The organism is Vibrio sp. JC009 (assembly GCF_029016485.1).
Taxonomy (GTDB): Bacteria; Pseudomonadota; Gammaproteobacteria; order Enterobacterales; family Vibrionaceae; genus Vibrio.
This window is the reverse complement of the sequence record NZ_CP092106.1, coordinates 1,754,036-1,773,982: the sequence shown is the minus strand read 5'-3', so window position 1 is coordinate 1,773,982 and position 19,947 is coordinate 1,754,036. Positions and strand designations below refer to the sequence as shown.

Here is a 19,947-nt window from a genome sequence, read left to right as displayed (position 1 = left end):
TACGATAGGGAGAATATGGATATTTATATTTATCCTGAAATAGAGAACGATAACAAATATATAAAGCTCATCTCCGATTTGTTCAAAGGTGACTTTAATGTGCGCTACATTCCAAAGCTTAAGTCTTTACCTCCATTTTTATTCAAAAGCTGGAAGAAAGCGAATAATGCTTGTTTGATACTTAACTGGTATGAAGACAAAGTTTCAGTACAAAAGTTATTGCCATTTACACTTGGGGTTTTATATCTTTTGTTGTTTAAGCTTATGTTTAAGAAAATCATTTGGATAAAGCATAACTTAAAACCCCACTCGGGAAAGCACTATAAAAGGTATAACCTGATGTGCCGACTCCTTGAGCGGGTATCATCTGAAAAAATAACCCATAGGCATTATGCTGATTTTTCCTACGTGCCGCACCCCACCTATCGGGTAGATGCCAGTTACGATCTTAAGAAATTTGAAGAGAGAGATATAGATAACTTGTACTTCGGTATTATCAAGAGATACAAGGGAATACCCGAATTATTAGCAAACTGGCCGAGAGAAAAACAGTTATCCGTTATTGGTCGATGTGAAGATAGTGTGCTTTTCCAGGAAATTGCGAACATCATTGATGAGCGATGTTTGCAGGTTGATTTTCAGAATCGTTTTATCAGCGATGAAGAGCTGAATTCTTTGTTGTGCAGGACTAAAACGGTGATACTGCCACACAAGAAAAACAGTATGATTGTTAGCGGTGCTTTCTACCACGCAGCTTCCTTTGGTGCATCTGTTGCCCTGAATGAGGGTGAGTTTTACGACTATTTGAAAGGCAACTTTAGTTTTGTGAGGTTAATTAATGAAGACCTGACAGAGTGCCAATTAACAAGTGATATCCGTTCGGAATTGTTGTCTGAGTGTTCAGATAAGATAATAAGAAATGAACTTTCCCGGTTGCTCTACAATAACTAGTTAAGATACTTGATAAATTATGACATCATTAGGTAATCGTGCTGTTTTTTTATTTGAAAAGTATGGCTTTTCTTTGGTCTTGCTGTACTGCTTTAAAATATTTTCACCAAACCTGAGTTCCAAATCATCGATCATGGAAACTGACTTTGCCAACATGGTGGCAAGTGAGTCGGGGTCGAATGCTTTCAAGCAGATTTTTCTGGTTCTTATGTTTCTTTCTTATCTTTTCCTAGCATATAGGCATTCGAAAAATTTATCGTATAGGGTGTTGCTTCATAATTTAACGCCCAATATCTATTTGCTGGTAACATTAGTTGCTTTGTGCTTCATTAGTGTTTTTTGGTCCGCAGCTCCTTTATTGACAGTGAAACGGATATTGGCTCAGTCTCTGTTAATTTTTATTATCTCTCAATCTCTGCTGTTTTCTACATTGCATAACAATAATTATAATAACGTGAAAATTTTGGTACTATCAACGCTGATTCTAGTACTTATATCACTGGCAATGGGAGGGGGGTTAGATACAAACGGAGAGTTGAGCGGTTATCAAAACTCGAAGAATGTGATGGGTAGTACCCTTGCAGTCATTTTTATAATTTTCTACATCACGGGGAAAGCTAAGCTTGATACTAATCAAATTTTGTACATTACTTTACTGGTTGTTGTTTTCCTATTTCTTATTTTTACCAGAAGTAAGACAGGTTTAGCATTAACCGTTTTATTTATGCTATTAACTTGTTTCTCTAACCACCTGCTCAGATTCTTTATTTTGTTGTTTGGGCTTGTTTGTATTGTGACCTTCTTAGTTGCCCCCCTTTATTCATTTATATTGGCAGACTCGTTACAACCTACGGATAATTGGAATATAGCCAAAGTAGTTGGTTCGGAATTTTTTACTGATAGAGGACTTATATGGGGCTCAGTATATTACCAGTTAGAATACTTCGATAAAATGCTTCTGGGATATGGCTATGGCGCGTTTTTTGGGACGCAGGATATACCATACTTTTTTGATGTGAAAGACAGTTTTTTACGGTTTATTAATTCTGCCCACAATGGATATATTGAAATACTCTCACAGTTAGGTGTTTTTGGTGTCTTTCTTATAAGTTTTATTGTGCTAGGGTTTTCTATGTTGAGAAACGGCCATCTATTAAGTGCAGCTTTGTTCATATTGGCTTATAATTTTACCGAGTCTAGTTTTCTCAGAGGTGTACACGTTATTTGGGTTATGACAATATTAATTTTGCTATACGATCGGATTGATAATATTACGAGAAATATAAATGAAAGTTAGGAACTTGTCATTAGACTTGCTAAAGGTACTGATGGCATTTATGGTTGTTGCCTTACATGGGAATTTTTTAAAAGATATAAGCCCATTAGGGCACTACTTAACCGTTAATGGGGTTTTTAGAATTGCAGTTCCTGTATTCTTTTTAATTAACGGTTACTATTTTGTTTCAATATTAGAAACAGGAAAACTGATTCATTGGACTAAGCGTGTAGTTTATCTTTATGCTTTATGGATGTTGTTTTACGCGTATTTTTGGTTTCGACCTGGTACTTTTACTGTTAATGAATTAATGAAAATTGTAGAAGCTATTTTGGTTGGTCACCAACATTTATGGTATCTAAATGCGATGTTGGGTGCGGGTTTTTTGACGTTTTTTGTGCAAAACAAGAGTAAGTTAGGGGTTATACTAGCAACTATATGTTATTTTTGGGGTGTTCTTATCCAGTACATTGGGAACTATCATGTTTTTCCTGAAACTATTGTGGATCAAATTTTTAATATGTATTGGGCACACAGAAATTTTTTGTTTTTTGGTTTCCCATTTTTCTATTTAGGTTATTTAATAAACAATAATAACTTATTTTCAAAAAATAGCACTTTTACATTGGTACTGTTGTTTTTGTTTGGTTTGGGGCTTCTTGTAGGTGAAAGTTGGTATAATTTCAATAACCCGTTTAGTAACGGCGGTTTTGATAACTATATTTCTCTTATTTTTGTTTGCCCTGTTTTGTTTATTATTGCAATGCGAGGTACTTTGAGAATAAATAGCAAGTTTTTTACTTTGATCTCAACTGCTATATATTTAATTCATCCCTTATGGAAACAAGTTCTTTATAAGTTCCTTAATCTAGAAAATACACAATTAACATTGGCGTGTTTGTTTTTTTCGATAATTACATCGTATTTACTAATACGGTTAAATGAAAATTTTAAATTTATTCTTTAATGGCGCTGGCAAGATTGAGTATTAGTTAATCTTGCTGTTTTATAAATGTGATACATATGATTTTGAGTTTTATCCTGTGAACTTTCGTTATGATATAAATGGCCTTCGGGCTTTGGCTGTTATCGCAGTTGTTCTTTTCCATTTTGATTCAAGCCTCATGCCAGGTGGCTTTGCAGGAGTAGATGTCTTTTTTGTTATTTCAGGATTCTTGATGACTGGAATTGTCATCCGAGGGTTTGAACGAAATACATTTAATATTTTTAAATTTTACGTAGCGCGTGCGGATCGAATTATTCCTGCACTGGCAGTTCTTTGTTTAGTGCTTCTGGTTTTCGGTATGTTTTACTTAACGCCATTAGACTATAGAGAATTAGGTAAGCATATTTTGAGTAGCATAGGTTTCTTATCAAATATTGTTTACTGGAAGGAATCTGGATATTTTGACGTTTCCTCACAAGATAAATGGCTGTTACATACCTGGTCTCTATCCGTAGAGTGGCAGTTCTACATTATCTATCCACTTTTGCTAGTTGCTATGAAGCGCTTTCTCTCTTTGCAAAGCATCAAAAAGTTATTAGTACTTAGTACATTGCTTGGTTTTGCATTTAGCGTTGTAGCTACGATTAAATGGACTAGTCCCGCGTATTATTTACTGCCTACCCGTGCGTGGGAGATGATGTTTGGGGGGCTCGCTTATGCTTATCCATGGACGCTAAATGAAAATAGAAAACGGTTTGTAGAATATTTGGGTGTGATTTTAATTTTGTCATCTTATGTATTTTTCGCAAAGTATACGCCATGGCCTGGCTGTCTTGCTTTGTTACCGGTACTAGGTACATATTTTATCATAGTTGCAGATAGGCAAAATAGCATTATAACTAATAACCCCATTTCTCAATCAATTGGAAGGTGGTCATATTCTCTTTACCTTTGGCATTGGCCCATTGTTGTATTTGAAAACTATTTCAGCGTATCCGGGTGGTCTTTTTATGGAATAGCACTTTCATTTTTATTTGGTTTTTTAAGTTATAGGTTAGTGGAGAGTAAGCAGTGGAGTATATGGGAAAATTTGAAAAGGGTTATTAAATTAAGACCTGTGTGGTTGGTAACTATAGTGGCTACTTTATCCACATTCGTGTACATAAGCAATGGTATGCTTTATTATTATGATGCCAATTTCCAAAAACTGGTAATGTCTGCAAGTAACGCTTATAGCGATTGGGGGTATCCCGAAAAATATGAGTACATTGATGGTCTTGAAGTAAGAATAATTGATAACGATAAAAGAAAAAACATTCTCTTTATGGGAGCAAGTCATGCAGAGCATACATACCCATATGTTAGCAACATTAATTCCGACTATAATATATACTACCTAACAACTCCGGGGTGTTTTTCTACGCCATCTATGAAAAACCCTAAGTGGAGTTGTTCTAATTTGCAGAATTATGAAAAATTACTATCCAAAATTAACTTTGATAAGGTTGCTATTAGTTTTTATTGTTTTGATTGTTACCTTTCTGACAATGAGATTAGAAGAAACTCTCAAATCCAGACGAGAATTTTAGAATTTGATCGAGTTCTGAGTAATATAAAGGAGAAAACAAAAGAAACATTTCTTATTTTAGGCGAGCCTAAGGGAGATGAGTTTGATCCCAAGTTAGCAATTCGGCATTCACTTCGACCCTATATCACCTTAAAAGAAGCAAAACAAAACTACGTGACTCATCGCTATGCTTTATCAAAACTAACGCAGCTAGGGGGCGTTACTTTGATAGATCCAATGTCTATTTTATGTGAAAACAACATTTGTGCTACTCGTGATGACAACAATCGATTTTATTACCAAGATGGGAACCATATGCGTCCATGGTACGTTCAGAATAAGGGAGGGTATCTATCTTCCATTTTTGACTAAACCACTCGATTTTTACCTACGGCGTTAATGGTTTTGGGGCTATAGCGCATATTTTCAAGCGAGATGTTTGTATTTAGCGGGAATGTTAAGCTTGAGGGTGTCTCATTATTAAGAAAAGTGCATCATATGCAATTAATTTTAAGCTTTGCAATAAAGTTTTGCTCATTAGCCCGTATCTTTTTTGGTATTGTACTCTAGAAGCAAAATACTACTTTTGTCATATTTATAGAGAGAAAGACTCCGACAGGAGAGGGAAAAAATGAGAAAAACAATTTTAGCAGTGGCAGTTGCAGGTACAGTTGGTTCAGTCCAGGCCGCTGAAGTCTATTCACTTGATGGTGTAACTCTTAATATTTCAGGCGACGTTGAAGTTCAGTACATCAAAACTCAGTCTGAAGATCAGGACCTGGAGTTAAACGTCGCTGATGGTACCTTTGGTTTTGATATTGACTATGATTTGACTGAAGATGTTACCTTTGGCGCTGCATTGGATATCGAAGTGGACGATGCTACTGACGATTTTGAACGTGGTGACGTTTATATTTCTGCTAAGTACGTTCAGGCTCACACTCTTACGCTTGGCAGCCAGTCTACTATTTATTCCGATGCCGGTATCGGTGATGACTATGAATTTGGTTTTACCGCGGCTGTTGAAGATGTCGACAGTTCAGGTAATCAGGTTGTTAAGTATAAGTATGATGGCGGTGAGATGTTCTACGGTGGCATCGCGTACTTAGCTAACCAAAATACGACAGATACTACTAATGCGTCTGGTAGTGATTATGTAGTCGATGGAAAGATCGGTATGCGCATTACCGATTATGATTTTACTTTCTACGCTCTGCAGGGTGAAACTCTGGATCTTGACCGTGATGTATACGTGCTTGAAGCGAGATACAACTTGGGTGATACCACTTTAGCTGCTATGTACTCAAACTCTACTACAGAGAAAGCAGATGCTGCTGATGTCGATATCGACTCCGTTGGCCTGACGGCAACCTATAGTGATGGCGGCCGTATGAAGTATGCAGCTGGTTGGGCATACATAGACGATAACAGTAAGACAGAAACTGTGAACGACTTCTATGTGAATGCGACTTACACTCTTACTGATGACCTGAAAGCTTATGCTGAAGTTGGCCTGACAGATGAAAGTAATACTGACACAGGTTATGTTGTTGGTATGAAGGCTAGCTTCTAAGTTATTTTTTTGGAACAGAGCTAACTCCCTGCCTTGGTAACAAAGCAGGGATTTGTTGTAGGAATCTTTCAACGTGCATTTTAAAAAATCATTAATTTCAGTTCTTAGTTTTTCCACATTTTTTATCCCTTTTTGTTCTCACGCCGACTTTACCTTTCCGAGAACGGTTAATTTATTAGTAGTGAATGGTAATAAAGTTTCCGAGCCGGATTCTATAATTCTCCCTAAAGGTGATAACCAGCTTGTTATTCGGTATGAGCAGGAACTTAAAAAGGGTTCCGGGACTAAAAAGCTTGTTACTAAGCCGTTGGTGATAGTGGTAGAAGTTGGTGATAGTAGTGATGAAATGGCTATTACTCATAAAAGGTTTAGAGAGTACCACGCGGCTAACGCGGCCTTTGCAAATAATAAGGCTGACTGGTCGTTAATCATCAATGGTGAAAAACAGGCTATTTCTCCCGTTATTTTACCGGGCAATCCAGGAATGCTTCCTTACCGGGATATTGAAAAGGCGGTGGCAAATTTTAATTTGGATCACGGTATTAAACTTACCAGTGTTGAGTCACTACAAGAGCCTATTGATGAAGAGGTTGCTGCGCAAGTACAATCAGAAACAGAAATGGTTATTGTTGAGCAGCCAGTGGAGCTAAAAGTAGAGGATACTTTTGTTACTGATATTAAAAAGTGGTATTTGAAGGCTTCTGGTGAAGAGAGAAAATCACTTTTGAAATGGATGATTGATAATCAATAGGCTGTCGGCTTTCAGCTGTCAGCTATCGGTAAAAACAGACAACTATATGAACTAATCGCCTCAGGCAGCCGATTGATAACATAAGGAATTTCTTTGTTTAACAGTATATTAGTGATTTGTGCCGGTAATATCTGTCGTTCTCCTTATGGTGAGTTTAGGCTTAAAGCTTTGCTGCCAGGGAAGAAAATTACCTCTGCAGGTGTTGCTACTAAAATAAGCAATCTTCAGGATAAACCTGCTGACATACTGGCGATTGAGGTCGCCGGAGAGTTTAATGCTGATATTACAGAGCATAGGGCTAAGCAGGTTACTCAAGAGCTGGTTGATGAATACGATCTGATTTTGTGTATGGAGCGGAATCAGCTTGAAAAACTTTGTGAATTGCATCCTACTGCGAGACATAAATCTTTTGTTTTTGGCCATTGGGTAGGTTCGAGCACCATAGAAGATCCGTATCAGAAGGATGTTCATGCTTTTCGGCAAGCGTTTACTAATATTGATAACGCGGCTGAAAGCTGGGCTCGTAAACTGGGGTAGTGTTTGTCCCTGTTGGTGTTCAGTTCGCCTTTGGCATAGGTATGCATTCCCACGCTGGAGTGTGGGAATTTAAGTTTATTATTTTAATTAGAAAACCCTTAAGGATATACGAATGATTAGAAAGTGCCTTTTCCCGGCAGCAGGCTATGGAACACGTTTTTTACCGGCAACTAAATCTATGCCGAAAGAGATGATGCCGGTGGTGAATAAGCCGCTGATCGAGTACGGCGTGGATGAGGCTATTGAAGCTGGCCTTGAAGGTATCGGGATTGTTACAGGTCGTGGCAAGAACTCGCTGTTTGATCACTTTGATTTAAACTATGAGCTTGAGCACCAGATCATGGGCACAAATAAGGAAGAGTTGCTTGATGGTATCCGCAGTATTATGGATTCTGCTCAGTTTACTTATATTCGTCAGAGAGAGATGAAAGGCCTTGGTCATGCGATTCTTATGGGGCGTGAGCTGGTTGGTCATGAACCATTTGCTGTGGTTCTGGCTGATGACCTTTGTGTTAACCCTAAGGGGGATGGTGTACTTGCTCAGATGGTTGCGCTTTACAAGCAATTCCGTTGTTCTATTGTCGCGGTTCAGGAAGTGCCTAAGGAAGATACTCACAAGTATGGTGTTATCTCAGGCGAACCGATTCGTGATGATATTTTCCGTGTTGATGATATGGTTGAAAAACCAGAACCGGGAACAGAGCCAAGTAACCTTGCGATTATCGGCCGTTATATTCTGACTCCAGATATTTTCGAGTTAATTGAGCAGACAGAACCTGGTAAGGGTGGCGAAATTCAGATTACCGATGCTCTGCTTAAGCAGGCGAAAGCTGGCTGTGTAATGGCTTACAAGTTTAAAGGTGAGCGTTTTGATTGCGGTAGCGTAGACGGTTATATTGAAGCGACAAACTACTGTTATGAAAATTTGTATAAAATGGATGCACATAAACAGGAGCTGGATAGCCACTCAACTGTGAGAGAAGAACCCATTGAAAGTGAAGTTTCTGTGGCTAAAGAATTAGAAGCAGTATAAAAAGCGTTGATTAGTATCCCGGACCATTGCCATGCAGTATCCGGGATTTTTGGTTAGTCCGGATTAGAATTTGGGAAAGTTATGGATAATGAGCGAACCTTGATATCAGAGGGCACAATACAGTCGGCTCAGCAGGATATCAGACGGGACCCTACGGTTGCTCGGTTGCTTGAGCGTATGCCTAAGTCGGTACAAGATAGCTTTGATGATGAGCAGCTTATGCATATCCGTAACGCTGTTGGCTCGCGTAAGTGGGGGAATCATAGCGTCGATTTACGTGGCGTAGTCAGCATTCCTATGATCCGCTGGCGCTATTACTATGTTTTTCTCATCGGTAAAAACCGCCGTGAGCTTAGTGTAAAAGAGAAGTTGCTGTCACTATGGCTAGGGGCAATATTTATGACAGGGTTTACTGTTTTTGCAGTACTTTGTGTGCTTCTTATTTTGTATCTTCTTAAATCGGCAGCTGGTATCGATCTTTTCCCTGGGTTTTCTTTGGGAATTTGGACTTGGTTTAAAGCTAATGTGCTGTAACGTTTTTAAGACGGTTTTTTACAATAGCTAAATTAACCTATTTTGATCTTAAGTTTTTTTCAGTTAACTCGATTCAGAACTTCAGGCGGTGATTTTACAGGGTCAGGTTGAATATGCGTAAAAAAATGGAAATATCGTGCTTTAACTCTTCGGGCATTTATGGAAAGCGTGGCAAAGAAATCACACCGGATGTTGTATATCGCGTTAGTCGTGCGTTTGGTCAGCTTTCAAAAGCGAAGACAATCGTAGTAGGCAGCGATAATCAGATTTCTTCAGAAAAATTGAAAGCTTCGGTTTGCGATGGGTTACGGGATGCTAGCATTGAAGTTCTTGATATTGGTGCCGTCAGCTCTGAAGAGGTGCGCTTTGCAACACGGTATTATGAAGCTGATGCCGGGATATGCGTTATAGGCTACCACCATCCGGCTTATAACGGGCTCAAATTTCTTGGAATAGACTCATTAGAAGAAAGCGCCCCAGAGCTTCTCAGAGGTGTCAGGTTAATCGCTGAAAGTGGCAGCTTTATTAACCCTATTGGTAAAGGGGTATGTGTTAACCGGAGTGTACTGCCTGATTACATTTCTTATCTGCTTAGTTATATCCAATTAGAAAACCTTGAGCCACTAAAAATTGTGGTTAATTCCAATAATGTTCCGGCAAGCAGGGTTATTAACCAGATTGAAAAGCGCTTTAAGGTGCGGGATATTCCGGTGACTTTTGTTAAGCTGGAAAATCAAGATGATGAGCCTTTACTTACGAACAATTCCGGCTCTTTAAAAGATACCCTGGATGCCACTTCCGATGCGATTATGGAACATGAGGCAGATTTTGGTATCGCCTGGGATCATGACTTTTGCCGCTGTTTCCTGTTTGATGAAAGTGGCCGTCAGATTGAAGGTTATTATATTGTGGGTTTGCTGGCTGAATTATTCCTTAAAGCTGATGCAGACCAGAAAATCATTAGTGATCCGCGAGCTTATTGGAACACAGAAGCTATCGTCAGGCGCAATGGTGGCATTCCGGTTAAGTCCAGAGTAGGGGACGACTATATCCGAAAAAATATGCGTAAGGAGAATGCTATCTACGGTGGTGATATGGCTTCTTATCATTACTTTAGGGATTTTGACTATGGCAGCTCGGGTATGATCCCCTGGTTGTTGATTGCCGAATTAATTTCTTCTTCCGGTGAAAGGCTATCTGCACTTCTGATGAATAGGATTGATGCCCATCCAATTTCTGGCGAAATCCATGTGAATACGAAAGATCGTAGAGAAGCGATTCAGCGTGTTTACGAATTCTATCATTACAAGGCCTCCAGGATTGATAAGATAGATGGGTTAGGCATGGAGTTCGAGAGTTATGATGCTGCGTGGCGGTTCAATATTCGAGCGTCCGATTTTCAGCCCGGGCTTAAGTTAAATGTAGAGTCAGAAGCTGACTCTGAGTTAGTCGGCAGAAAAATTACGGAAATCAGCCGCATTTTAGCCGGATATACTCCTGTATACGCACCTGTTTATTAGTTGCTTCTTAGGAGCTGGGAAAAGGGGTTTTGCTAGGTTCGCAAGAGCTAAGAGGGGGGCTTTTATGAGAAATATGGGGCTTTTGAGTAACTCTGTTAATCGATGATAGCTTGTACTTTTGCAAGGACTTCACTGAGAACATCATAATCTACATATTCGATGAATCTGGCTCTACGTTCTCGCATATCAAGGATACGGGCTTGGTTAGAAACGATGACGCCTTGTGTTTTGGTACCTGTCCCCATTAGTGTTGTTGTGAATCCACCTTCGCGATGGTATGTCCCTTGTGTTATGGGACACACCATCGCCATTTCAGATTGGTTGAATGTATCGTTGGAAATAACAAGAGCAAAGTGTTCGCCCTTCATTTCTCGACCTGATGATGGGTCAAAATCCAGATGAACAATAGAAGATTGATTGAAAGAATACTTAGACATCTTCACGACCTACTGGTGACATGTTATTCCATTCTTTTAAATCAGGGTCTTGCCTCTGTGCCTCAAAATCAGTATTAGCCATTAATTCATTGATGTTGTACTTTGGCTTTGCTTTTATTGGTTTAATTCGGATTTCGCCGTTCTCTGTAATTACGTTCACTTTTGAGCCTTTTTTAATGTTTAATTCAGCCAGGAATTCGGCCGGAATACCGACTCCGGTTGAGTTCCCCATTGAGACCAATGTTCGAATCATAAGATATCCTAGTATGTACAGTGTTATTACTAATGTTAGAACTCTGTACTTACATATTCAACCTTCTTTGCGTGATATTAACGTTTGGGATTAATCGGATAGTTTGAAATAGTTTGATTTGTTTAGCTCTGGTATGCATTCCCACGCTGGAGCGTGGGAACGAGGGGGAGGGGTAAGTTGCTGAGGGAAAAGCTATTCTTCGCTGGTTAAAATAACCCTTGTATCTTCACTTAGTGATTCCAGCTCTTTGGTTACATCATCAATGCTGACTTCAGCCGGAAGGCGGATTGCCAGGTTGGCGGTAAACAGGCTGTTGCTTACGCCACCACCGCTGGCGATAAATACGCGCTGGCAGTCCATATCTAAAATGCTGATGCCCTGGCCGTCCAGTACCTGAGTAATTTCATTCACTACACCGGCTCTGTCTTCTGAGTCGAATCTTAGCTGGTAGATTTCGTCTTTGTCGTGAGCGGTGTCACCGGCCTCTACAAAGCGAACTAACAGGTCAGGCACTTCTCTGAAGGCTTCTTTGACCTTTTCTTCGTTCTCTTCCGGTAGTTCAATTTTAATGACTGCCGCGACCTGATTTTCTATAAAATTGACTTTACTGATTAGCCATTTGCCATCATTTTCATGCGTGGTAGCTGCCAGTTGTTTAATTGTTGAAGGTGAAGCATTGCCTACAAAATTAACAATGAAAGTAGTGTTCATAGAACCCTCCATATCAGATTAGCGCACTTAAATCGAAAAAATGATGGAAATAGAGCAATAAACCTAAGTGCATGAATTCCTTTGTTTCCTTTAGTTTAGAGAGTAACTGACTGAAAAGTATGACACTTGTCTGATTTTTGAAGTTCGGTCGATAAGGAGTTTTAAAGAATGATATGTGATACGCATTTTGTGCATTTGCGAGTTTAAAATTTTAACTTCAATTCAACGCCAACAAACTGATAATCATAGGGTGCTCCGGCATCAATGGCGAAACTGGCTGCGTTTGAGTTGTTTAGCCACTGGTCGGTTGTTAGGTTAAATTCTGTTTCGTCTCCCCAGGTATCAGTTATCCAGTAGTGGATATGGCCTACCGGGTTTAGCAGGAATAGTGAAGCATTGCCGAGCGTTTCTGATCCCCAGACTTCTCCGCCACTTGCAACTATATTTTGCTCAGCTCCCAGCATTAACTCGCCCGCCAGGGCTCCGAAAAATGGTGTGATAAACAGATCCTGATAAGACGGGGTTTCTGCGAAGGCTTCTACGCCGTATTCCCAGAAGAAAGTGGACATGGTCCAGGAGTAGACGAAGGATTCAAATTTGGTAAAGCCTGCGTGACGGGCAGAGGTGTAATACACACCGCCAAAGTAGGGGTGCATTATGTAGTTGAGGTAGTGCTCGTCTTTGTCCCATACCGGGCCGTCAGTTACGTTGTCTTTCCACTGTTCGCCAAGATCACCCAAGCTGGTTTCGTCAGTGTCCCATTTAGTGACGCTTTCCGGGAGAAAGGTCATCAGGCCAGCTGTTGCCACACTAAGACCTAAAATGGTGTAGGTCTGCTCTTTAAGGTATTGCCAGTCTTTTTCTGGTTTTACGGTAAGGTAGAGCTCGGATCCTTTTTCTGCTGGTGGTTCTGCAGCAAACATTGATGCAGTCGCCAGACACAATCCCGAAGCGATGATTTTTTTTATCACAAATTTCCCTTGTTAACGGGCTGATTAACTTAAAGTTATTAGTAATTATTGACTATGATTCATGTTATGAGAACAGAGTCAGGTAAATTCTTGTTCCGAACTTGGTTAAGATTGCTCTACAATAGTGAGTTGAGTCAGTAAGTTAGAATAGATATCTGAAGTGAAAGATAAGGCGCGCCAATGAAAAGAATAGCAATGCTGAGCACCGGAGAAGAGGTGCTGCACGGAGACATTGTAGATACAAATGCTGCTTGGTTATCACGAAAGTTTTATGAAGAAGGCCTGGCGCTAAGTAAGCGCTCGACGGTTGGTGATCAGAAATCGTCGCTGGTAAATGAGTTTATTAACCTGAGCCTGAATTACGATATCGTTATTGTAAATGGCGGCCTGGGGCCAACCTCTGACGATTTGACCGCAGAAGCGGCAGCAGAGGCAGCAGAAGAGGAGCTGACTCTGTTTAAAGAGTGGCTTACCCGCATTGAGTCGTTTTACCAGCAAACGGGCAGAAAGATGCCTGAGAGCAACATAAAACAAGCTGTGCTGCCAGCATCTTCTGAAATAGTGGATAACCCGATTGGTACAGCTTGTGGCTTTAAGATGCAGATCAATATGGCGACCTTCTATTTTACACCGGGAGTACCGCGTGAATTTAAGGTGATGATTGAGTCTCAGGTTGTGCCGGATATTAAAGCGTCGGTTGAGGGTATTCAGGCGAATGAGGTAACACGACTTTATACTTTTGGTCTTTCTGAGTCAGGCATTTCCGATCTTCTGAACAAGATTAAACTTCCGGAAGGGTATGAATTTGGTTACCGCTCTTCGCTGCCTTTTATTGAAGTGAAGCTGTTTGGCCCGGCAGGGCAGGACGAGGTACGGATGAAGATCCTGCAGCTTGTTTATGGTCACCTTGCCGACAATGTAGTGAGTGTGGATGAGCCGCTTCTTGCCAATATTGGTTCTGTGCTGGCTGAGAATAGTCTGCGCGTTTCCGTTTCTGAGCGTTCTACCGGCGGGTATCTTTCCAGCTGGATGAGCTCGGAAGCACATCTGGAGTCTGTGATGGGGCAGTCTTGGGTGCTGTCTGCCAGTTCTAAGCTGGAAGGTTTTGAGCAGGAGGCATTGGCTTCTGCGCTGGCACTGGCTGCTTCCATTCGCGAAAAAACCGGCACTCAGATAGGGCTTTCAACCGGTAAGCTTGAAGACAATACTATTGCGGTTGCTATGTCCATGGCAGAAGGGGACTGGGGGCAAATCATCCGTATTAAGCGTGCCTATGAGACCGAAGATTTGCGTAAACTGGTTTCCACTGTGGTTCTGGATATGCTGAGAAGACGTCTGGAAGGCAAATCGGTTTTCGGTCAGTACACCTTCATTGAACGAGAAAAAGAACTGTTTATTCCATCAAGTGCTTTGTAAGATATTTTTTGGAATAAGGCTGAAGTGCCGATAAACTAAGGGCTGAATGGATGGTTTACCTGTGTCCAAAAGCCCTTTTTTCATACGAGTTATAACGATTTTTCCGGTCAAAATTCAATTCAATATAACATATTGTTCTATATGTTAACTTGCTGTTAAAAATGTACTTTTCCGGATCTACTGATCTGATCTGTGATCTCCTGCTAGCGTTTATAAATAAAAGGAATAAACTAAAGTTATGCTCAAGTTAAAATAGTGTTGAGCATTCCATGTGAGGGTTAGGGAGGAACCTTTATGCAGAATAACTCTAAAATAGAAGTTTGGTATAAGGTATCAGGAGATCACGTTCTTCTTGGCGAAACCAGCAGCAGCAAAAAGATGGATGTGATTTCACTTTGGGTAAGTTTACCTTTTGATACAGAGTCGTCAGAGCTTGCGGGTTATGAGTTAACACTAGTCGATGATGACGGTCGTAAGATCGGTTCTAAGAAAGTAACTCAGGAACACGCTGAAATTGTGTTGGGAAAGCAGCAAGACCTGGAGTTCAGCCAGTTGCTCCAGGAATTCGTCAATTTTGACCGTCAGGATAGTTATGCAGACTGGGCTTTGACCTGATTGGGATTGGCCACTGCGTTTATACATCAAATTGCATTTGTGCCCTGCCTGATGGTGGGGCTTTTCTTTTTCTGGGCTCGATATTGGCTTAGTGGTTCACATTCACTAACACAAGATCCGTTTTCGCCCTGCTGATGCAGGGCAAAATCTCTTCCGGCTGAGTAAACGCCATCTTAAACCCGGTTTCTTCAATTTCCCCGGAAACCAGCTTACAACGACAGGCACCGCAGTGCCCGTCACGGCAGTGGTATTCGGGACGCAGCCCAGCGGATTCCATGGATTCCAGGAGGGTTAGGGACGCATCGGTGGGGATGCTAGTCAGGTTGTTGATGGTTATTTTCGGGCCCATAACTACAACTCGAAATCCCCAAAATCATCAGCCGTCACTTCATTATCAATCTGACCGACAAGGTATGAACTGATCTCCGCTTCTTGTGGGGCAACCTGTACATTGTCAGATGATAGCCATGCGTTAATCCATGGAATCGGGTTTGATGTCGCGCCAGGGTAGGCGGCATCCAGACCTACAGCCTGCATACGGATATTGGTGATGTATTCAACGTACTGACAAAGGATATCCTTGTTCAGACCAATCATTGAGCCGTCTTTAAACAGGTATTCTGCCCACTCTTTTTCCTGCTCAGCTGCGGCTTTGAACAGGTCAAAACATTCCTGTTTACATTCTTCTGCAATTTGCAGGAAGCTAAAGTCATCCTGTCCGTTACGCAGCAGGTTCAGCATATGCTGAGTGCCGGTAAGGTGAAGGGCTTCATCGCGGGCGATTAATTTTATTATCTTCGCGTTACCTTCCATCAGCTCACGCTCAGCAAAGGCAAATGAGCAGGCAAAACTAACGTAAAAGCGGATGGCCTCCAGCGCGTTAACCGACATCAGGCACAGATACAGTTTTTTCTTGAGATCGCTTAGCTTAATTTCGACCTTTTCGCCTGCGATGGTATGTGTACCTTCGCCAAAGCGGTGGTAGTCGTTAGTCAACTGAATCAGGTCGTCATAGTAGTGCGCGATATCTTTAGCGCGCTTTAGGATATGCTCGTTTTCTACGATATCGTCAAAAACTACAGACGGGTCATTAACGATATTACGGATAATATGCGTATAGGAACGGGAGTGAATGGTCTCGGAGAAGGACCAGGTTTCAATCCAGGTTTCTACTTCCGGCAGTGAAACCAGAGGCAGAAGCGCAACATTCGGGCTTCGTCCCTGGATTGAATCCAGAAGGGTCTGATATTTCAGGTTGCTGATAAAGATATGCTTTTCATGATCCGGCAGATTGTTGTAATCAATACGGTCGCTGGAAACATCCACTTCTTCCGGACGCCAGAAGAAGGAAAGCTGCTTTTCAATCAGCTTTTCAAAGATTTCAAATTTTTGCTGGTCGTAACGCGCCACGTTTACCGGCTGACCGAAAAACATCGGCTCTTTTAGTTGATCGTTTTTTGTTTGGGAGAAGGTAGAGTATGCCATTTTATTCACCTTTGGTGATTTTGGGGCCCTGGGTTTTTAGGCCCTGGGCCCTGGGAAGAGCGCTCGAATGTTAGAGGCTGTTCTTTAAGTTTTAATTACTTAGTTCAATTTAGACGTGATAGCTTCTGTGCCAGAGAACCCCAAAGCCCGGATACCTAGGGCCCAGGGCCTATATCTTGCACGCCCCGCTTTCACAATCATCCGCTTCCACAACCGGGGCCTTACCCCCCTGCTCATCACTCGCCCCATCCCTTGTGTTATGGTAATAAAGCGTTTTAACCCCAAACTTATAAGCAGTAAGCAGATCCTGAAGCAGGGCTTTCATTGGTACTTTGCCTGTTTCGTATCTGGCCGGGTCGTAGTTGGTGTTGGCGGAAATCGCCTGGTCGATAAACTTCTGCATTATGCCGACAAGGTGAAGGTAGCCGTTGTTGTTACCGATATCCCACAGCAGTTCGTAGTTGTCCTTCAGGTTGACGTAATCCGGTACTACCTGTTTAAGAATGCCGTCTTTTGAGGCTTTAACAGAGACAAAGCCGCGCGGTGGTTCGATACCGTTAGTGGCGTTGGAAATCTGGGATGAGGTTTCCGACGGCATAAGGGCTGTCAGGGTTGAGTTACGCAGGCCGTTTTGCTGGATTTCTGTGCGTAGTGTTTCCCAGTCGTAGTGAAGTGCTTCGTCACAGATCAGGTCGATATCTTTTTTGTAGGTATCGATAGGCAGAATGCCCTGAGCGTAACGCGTTTCGTTAAATGATGGGCATGCGCCTTGCTCCTTTGCCAGTTCCATCGAGGCTTTTAGCAGGTAGTACTGCATCGCTTCGAAGGTGCGGTGAGTCAGGCCGTTTGCACTGCCGTCTGAATATTTCACGCCATTTTTTGCCAGGTAGTAAGCGTAGTTGATTACGCCAACACCCAGTGTACGGCGGTTCATTGTTGATTTGTACGCAGCCGGAAGCGGGTAGTCCTGATAATCCAGAAGGGCGTCAAGTGCGCGGACAACCAACTCTGAAAGCTCTTCAAAATCATCCAGAGATTTGATTGCACCCAGGTTAAATGCAGACAGGGTACAAAGTGCGATTTCGCCTGAGTCGTCTTCCACATTGTCCAGTGGTTTTGTCGGCAGCGCGATTTCCAGGCACAGGTTAGACTGGCGGATAGGCGCAACGCTTGGGTCAAACGGGCTGTGCGTGTTGCAGTGGTCTACGTTTTGCACGTAAATACGGCCTGTTGAGGCGCGCTCTTGCATCAGCAGAGAGAAGAGTTCGATAGCTTTTACTGTTTCACGCTTGATGGATGTGTCCGCTTCATACTGAGCGTATAGCTTTTCAAATTTCTCCTGATCTTCGAAGAAGGCATCGTACAGGCCAGGTACGTCTGATGGTGAGAACAGGCTGATATCTCCACCTTTGATCAGGCGGCTGTACATGGTTTTGTTAATCTGTACGCCATAGTCCAGGTGTCGAACCCGGTTTTCTTCTACGCCACGGTTATTTTTAAGAACCATGAGTGACTGCACTTCGCCGTGCCACATTGGATAGAAAACGGTAGCCGCCCCACCGCGAACACCGCCCTGTGAGCAGCATTTTACTGCTGTCTGGAAGTACTTATAAAAAGGGATACAACCGGTGTGGAATGCTTCGCCACCGCGGATCTCGGAGCCAAGCGCTCGAATACGGCCTGCGTTGATGCCGATACCGGCACGCTGAGAAACATAACGAACCACAGAACTTGCGGTTGCGTTTATGGAATCCAGGCTGTCATCACACTCAATCAGAACGCAGGAGCTGAATTGCCGGGTAGGGGTGCGCACACCAGACATAATTGGTGTTGGCAGAGAAATCTTAAAGGTAGAAACAGCATCGTAAAAGCGGCGCACATAATCCAGGCGTGTTTCCGCAGGATACTTAGCAAACAGGCAGGCAGAAACCATGATGTAAAGGAACTGCGCACTTTCGTAGATCTCTTTGGTTACACGGTTCTGAACAAAGTATTTGCCTTCCAGCTGCTTAACCGCGCCGTAAGAGAAATCAAGGTCACGCTTGTGATCGATAAAGCTGTCTAGGATATCCAGCTCTTCTTTTGTGTAATCTTCAAGAAGGTGCTTATCGTATTTGCCGGTTTCCACCATCTTTGTAACGTGGTCAAAAAGTGCTGGTGGCTCGTACTGGCCGTAGGCTTTCTTGCGCAGGTGGAATACAGCAAGGCGGGCAGCAAGGTACTGGTAATCCGGCGTTTCTTCCGAGATCAGATCCGCTGCTGATTTGATGATGGTTTCATGGATATCCGTAGTGGTGATGCCATCGTAAAACTGGATATGAGATTTGATTTCTACCTGAGAGACAGAAACGTTATCAAGGCCTTCTGCTGCCCAGGTAATGACGCGATGGATCTTTTCCAGGTCGATATTTTCTTTACGACCATCCCTTTTAGTGACGGTGAGCCGGTGCATTTTGTTGTTTTCCTTTAAGACTAACTTTTTTCTAAAACGTTTTAGACACAGCTATCCCTGAAATTGCAGGAGCAATAACTAAAAGTTTCAATTTGTTATTAGTGCCCCGGATTACTTAAGTAATACTATATATGGGGTCAATTCGTTGAGCTGGTTACAAGATAGAGGGTTCTTCAGCGGATTTCAACCTATATGTAGTTGAATGAACTGTGGATAACTTAAGATGAAATTGCATTTGTTAGTGGCTCCTAACTGATGCAATTAGGTGGCATTTGACCGGGGAATTATGATGGTTGTTATTTGTTCAGGGAGAAGAAATTAGTAAATATTTTGCTTGATTTTTTCCAGGACACTGGTGAGTTCATCCGTAATATCAGCATTTGTAAACCGTAATACTTTTAGTCCTATTTGTTTCAAGTATTGATCGCGGATACGGTCTCGCTGTTGTTCCGTGCCCAAATAGTGGGAGTCTCCGTCAATTTCCACCACCAATTTATACGTAGGACAATAAAAGTCGACAATGTATGGCCCTATTCCATGTTGCCTGCGGAATTTTGCTCCAATTTGCTGTTTTCTTATGTGGTTCCATAGCCTTCTTTCTGGCTCTGGCATGTTTAGTCTCAACTTTTTTCTGAATTTTGTGTTGAAGGGAGCGTTGAAAACTCGAGCTGCTTTGGACATGTACATACTCCTGTGTTTTGGGTGATAGTAACGGTGCGCCGGTATGCTGTGAGTATGATTTGATGGGAAGAGTATCGAATATTTACAGATGGTTAACGGGTCAAAGAATGCCCCTCCCCTTAGCCACTAAAGGCTGGATTTTCGAAGAAGTAACATCGAAGGGGAGGCTGGGAGGGGTTGCTTCTTAGAGGTTCAAGGTTTTGCGAATTAGAAAAGTTTCGTGTAACCAACCCCCTCT

Annotated in this window: 19 protein-coding genes and 1 pseudogene; 12 read left to right on the top strand and 8 right to left on the bottom strand. The window is 42.0% G+C overall.

All coding sequences use genetic code 11. From position 1 onward, the window contains the following. The first annotated feature begins 15 nt into the window (after positions 1–15). The 10 genes from L3Q72_RS08095 (at position 16) to L3Q72_RS08050 (ending at position 10,688) form a co-directional block, all read left to right on the top strand. Positions 16–951: a hypothetical protein gene (locus L3Q72_RS08095; protein ID WP_275129448.1), complete on the top strand. Its 936-nt coding sequence runs from the start codon at positions 16–18 to the stop codon at positions 949–951. Between the two features lie 19 nt (positions 952–970). Next, complete coding sequence (locus L3Q72_RS08090) at positions 971–2,248, top strand: O-antigen ligase family protein (RefSeq protein WP_275129447.1); 1,278 nt, start codon at positions 971–973, stop codon at positions 2,246–2,248. After that, on the top strand, positions 2,238–3,194 hold the full coding sequence (locus tag L3Q72_RS08085) for an acyltransferase family protein (protein ID WP_275129446.1): 957 nt from the start codon (positions 2,238–2,240) through the stop codon (positions 3,192–3,194). The genes L3Q72_RS08090 and L3Q72_RS08085 overlap by 11 nt, the downstream gene beginning before the upstream one ends. A 76-nt stretch (positions 3,195–3,270) precedes the next feature. Next, entirely contained in the window at positions 3,271–5,112 is a 1,842-nt protein-coding gene (locus L3Q72_RS08080; RefSeq protein WP_275129445.1) for an acyltransferase family protein, read from the top strand. Positions 5,113–5,371: 259 nt separating this feature from the next. Beyond that, the gene (locus tag L3Q72_RS08075) at positions 5,372–6,313 is read left to right on the top strand and encodes a porin (RefSeq protein WP_275129444.1); all 942 of its coding nucleotides are present in this window, start codon (positions 5,372–5,374) and stop codon (positions 6,311–6,313) included. 73 nt (positions 6,314–6,386) lie between these two features. Continuing rightward, positions 6,387–7,064: a DUF2057 family protein gene (locus L3Q72_RS08070; RefSeq protein ID WP_275129443.1), complete on the top strand. Its 678-nt coding sequence runs from the start codon at positions 6,387–6,389 to the stop codon at positions 7,062–7,064. A gap of 93 nt (positions 7,065–7,157) precedes the next feature. Next, a complete protein-coding gene (locus L3Q72_RS08065; protein ID WP_275129442.1) occupies positions 7,158–7,601 on the top strand; it encodes a low molecular weight protein-tyrosine-phosphatase in 444 nt (147 codons plus the stop codon). Between the two features lie 112 nt (positions 7,602–7,713). Next, on the top strand, positions 7,714–8,634 hold the full coding sequence (gene galU / locus L3Q72_RS08060) for a UTP--glucose-1-phosphate uridylyltransferase GalU (protein WP_275129441.1): 921 nt from the start codon (positions 7,714–7,716) through the stop codon (positions 8,632–8,634). Between the two features lie 81 nt (positions 8,635–8,715). Further along, positions 8,716–9,168 carry a hypothetical protein gene (locus L3Q72_RS08055; protein ID WP_275129440.1) on the top strand — a complete coding sequence of 151 codons (453 nt, stop codon included), beginning with the start codon at positions 8,716–8,718 and terminating at the stop codon, positions 9,166–9,168. A 113-nt stretch (positions 9,169–9,281) separates the two neighbouring features. Then, positions 9,282–10,688, top strand: a complete 1,407-nt coding sequence (locus tag L3Q72_RS08050; protein WP_275129439.1) for a phosphomannomutase CpsG — start codon at positions 9,282–9,284, stop codon at positions 10,686–10,688. 95 nt (positions 10,689–10,783) lie between these two features. Here the strand turns inward: L3Q72_RS08050 and L3Q72_RS08045 are convergent, their stop codons facing one another. The 4 genes and pseudogenes from L3Q72_RS08045 to L3Q72_RS08030 form a co-directional block, all read right to left on the bottom strand. Next, complete coding sequence (locus L3Q72_RS08045) at positions 10,784–11,125, bottom strand: type II toxin-antitoxin system PemK/MazF family toxin (RefSeq protein ID WP_275129438.1); 342 nt, start codon at positions 11,123–11,125, stop codon at positions 10,784–10,786. Further along, entirely contained in the window at positions 11,118–11,378 is a 261-nt protein-coding gene (locus L3Q72_RS08040; protein WP_275129437.1) for an AbrB/MazE/SpoVT family DNA-binding domain-containing protein, read from the bottom strand. Before L3Q72_RS08040 ends, L3Q72_RS08045 begins: the two co-directional genes overlap by 8 nt. A 192-nt stretch (positions 11,379–11,570) precedes the next feature. Next, positions 11,571–12,089, bottom strand: coding sequence for an ACT domain-containing protein (locus L3Q72_RS08035; protein ID WP_275129436.1), 519 nt, complete (start codon positions 12,087–12,089; stop codon positions 11,571–11,573). 203 nt (positions 12,090–12,292) lie between these two features. Continuing rightward, positions 12,293–12,970: pseudogene (locus tag L3Q72_RS08030) on the bottom strand (DUF3943 domain-containing protein); the annotation flags it as partial. 270 nt (positions 12,971–13,240) lie between these two features. Between L3Q72_RS08030 and L3Q72_RS08025 the strand changes: the two are divergent. Together L3Q72_RS08025 and L3Q72_RS08020 are read left to right on the top strand one after the other, a co-directional pair. Beyond that, complete coding sequence (locus L3Q72_RS08025; RefSeq protein WP_275129435.1) at positions 13,241–14,476, top strand: CinA family nicotinamide mononucleotide deamidase-related protein; 1,236 nt, start codon at positions 13,241–13,243, stop codon at positions 14,474–14,476. Between the two features lie 294 nt (positions 14,477–14,770). Continuing rightward, complete coding sequence (locus L3Q72_RS08020) at positions 14,771–15,091, top strand: hypothetical protein (protein ID WP_275129434.1); 321 nt, start codon at positions 14,771–14,773, stop codon at positions 15,089–15,091. A gap of 88 nt (positions 15,092–15,179) precedes the next feature. On the opposite strand, the gene L3Q72_RS08015 is transcribed toward L3Q72_RS08020, so the two are convergent. From L3Q72_RS08015 to L3Q72_RS08000, 4 genes are all read right to left on the bottom strand, one after another. After that, on the bottom strand, positions 15,180–15,440 hold the full coding sequence (locus L3Q72_RS08015; protein WP_275129433.1) for a 2Fe-2S iron-sulfur cluster-binding protein: 261 nt from the start codon (positions 15,438–15,440) through the stop codon (positions 15,180–15,182). A gap of 2 nt (positions 15,441–15,442) precedes the next feature. Then, entirely contained in the window at positions 15,443–16,576 is a 1,134-nt protein-coding gene (gene nrdB, locus L3Q72_RS08010; RefSeq protein ID WP_275129432.1) for a class Ia ribonucleoside-diphosphate reductase subunit beta, read from the bottom strand. Between the two features lie 169 nt (positions 16,577–16,745). Next, entirely contained in the window at positions 16,746–19,028 is a 2,283-nt protein-coding gene (gene nrdA, locus L3Q72_RS08005) for a class 1a ribonucleoside-diphosphate reductase subunit alpha (protein WP_275129431.1), read from the bottom strand. A gap of 318 nt (positions 19,029–19,346) precedes the next feature. Continuing rightward, positions 19,347–19,709 (bottom strand): endonuclease domain-containing protein, encoded by a 363-nt coding sequence (locus tag L3Q72_RS08000; RefSeq protein ID WP_275129430.1) that lies wholly within the window; start codon positions 19,707–19,709, stop codon positions 19,347–19,349. Positions 19,710–19,947 lie beyond the last annotated feature (238 nt).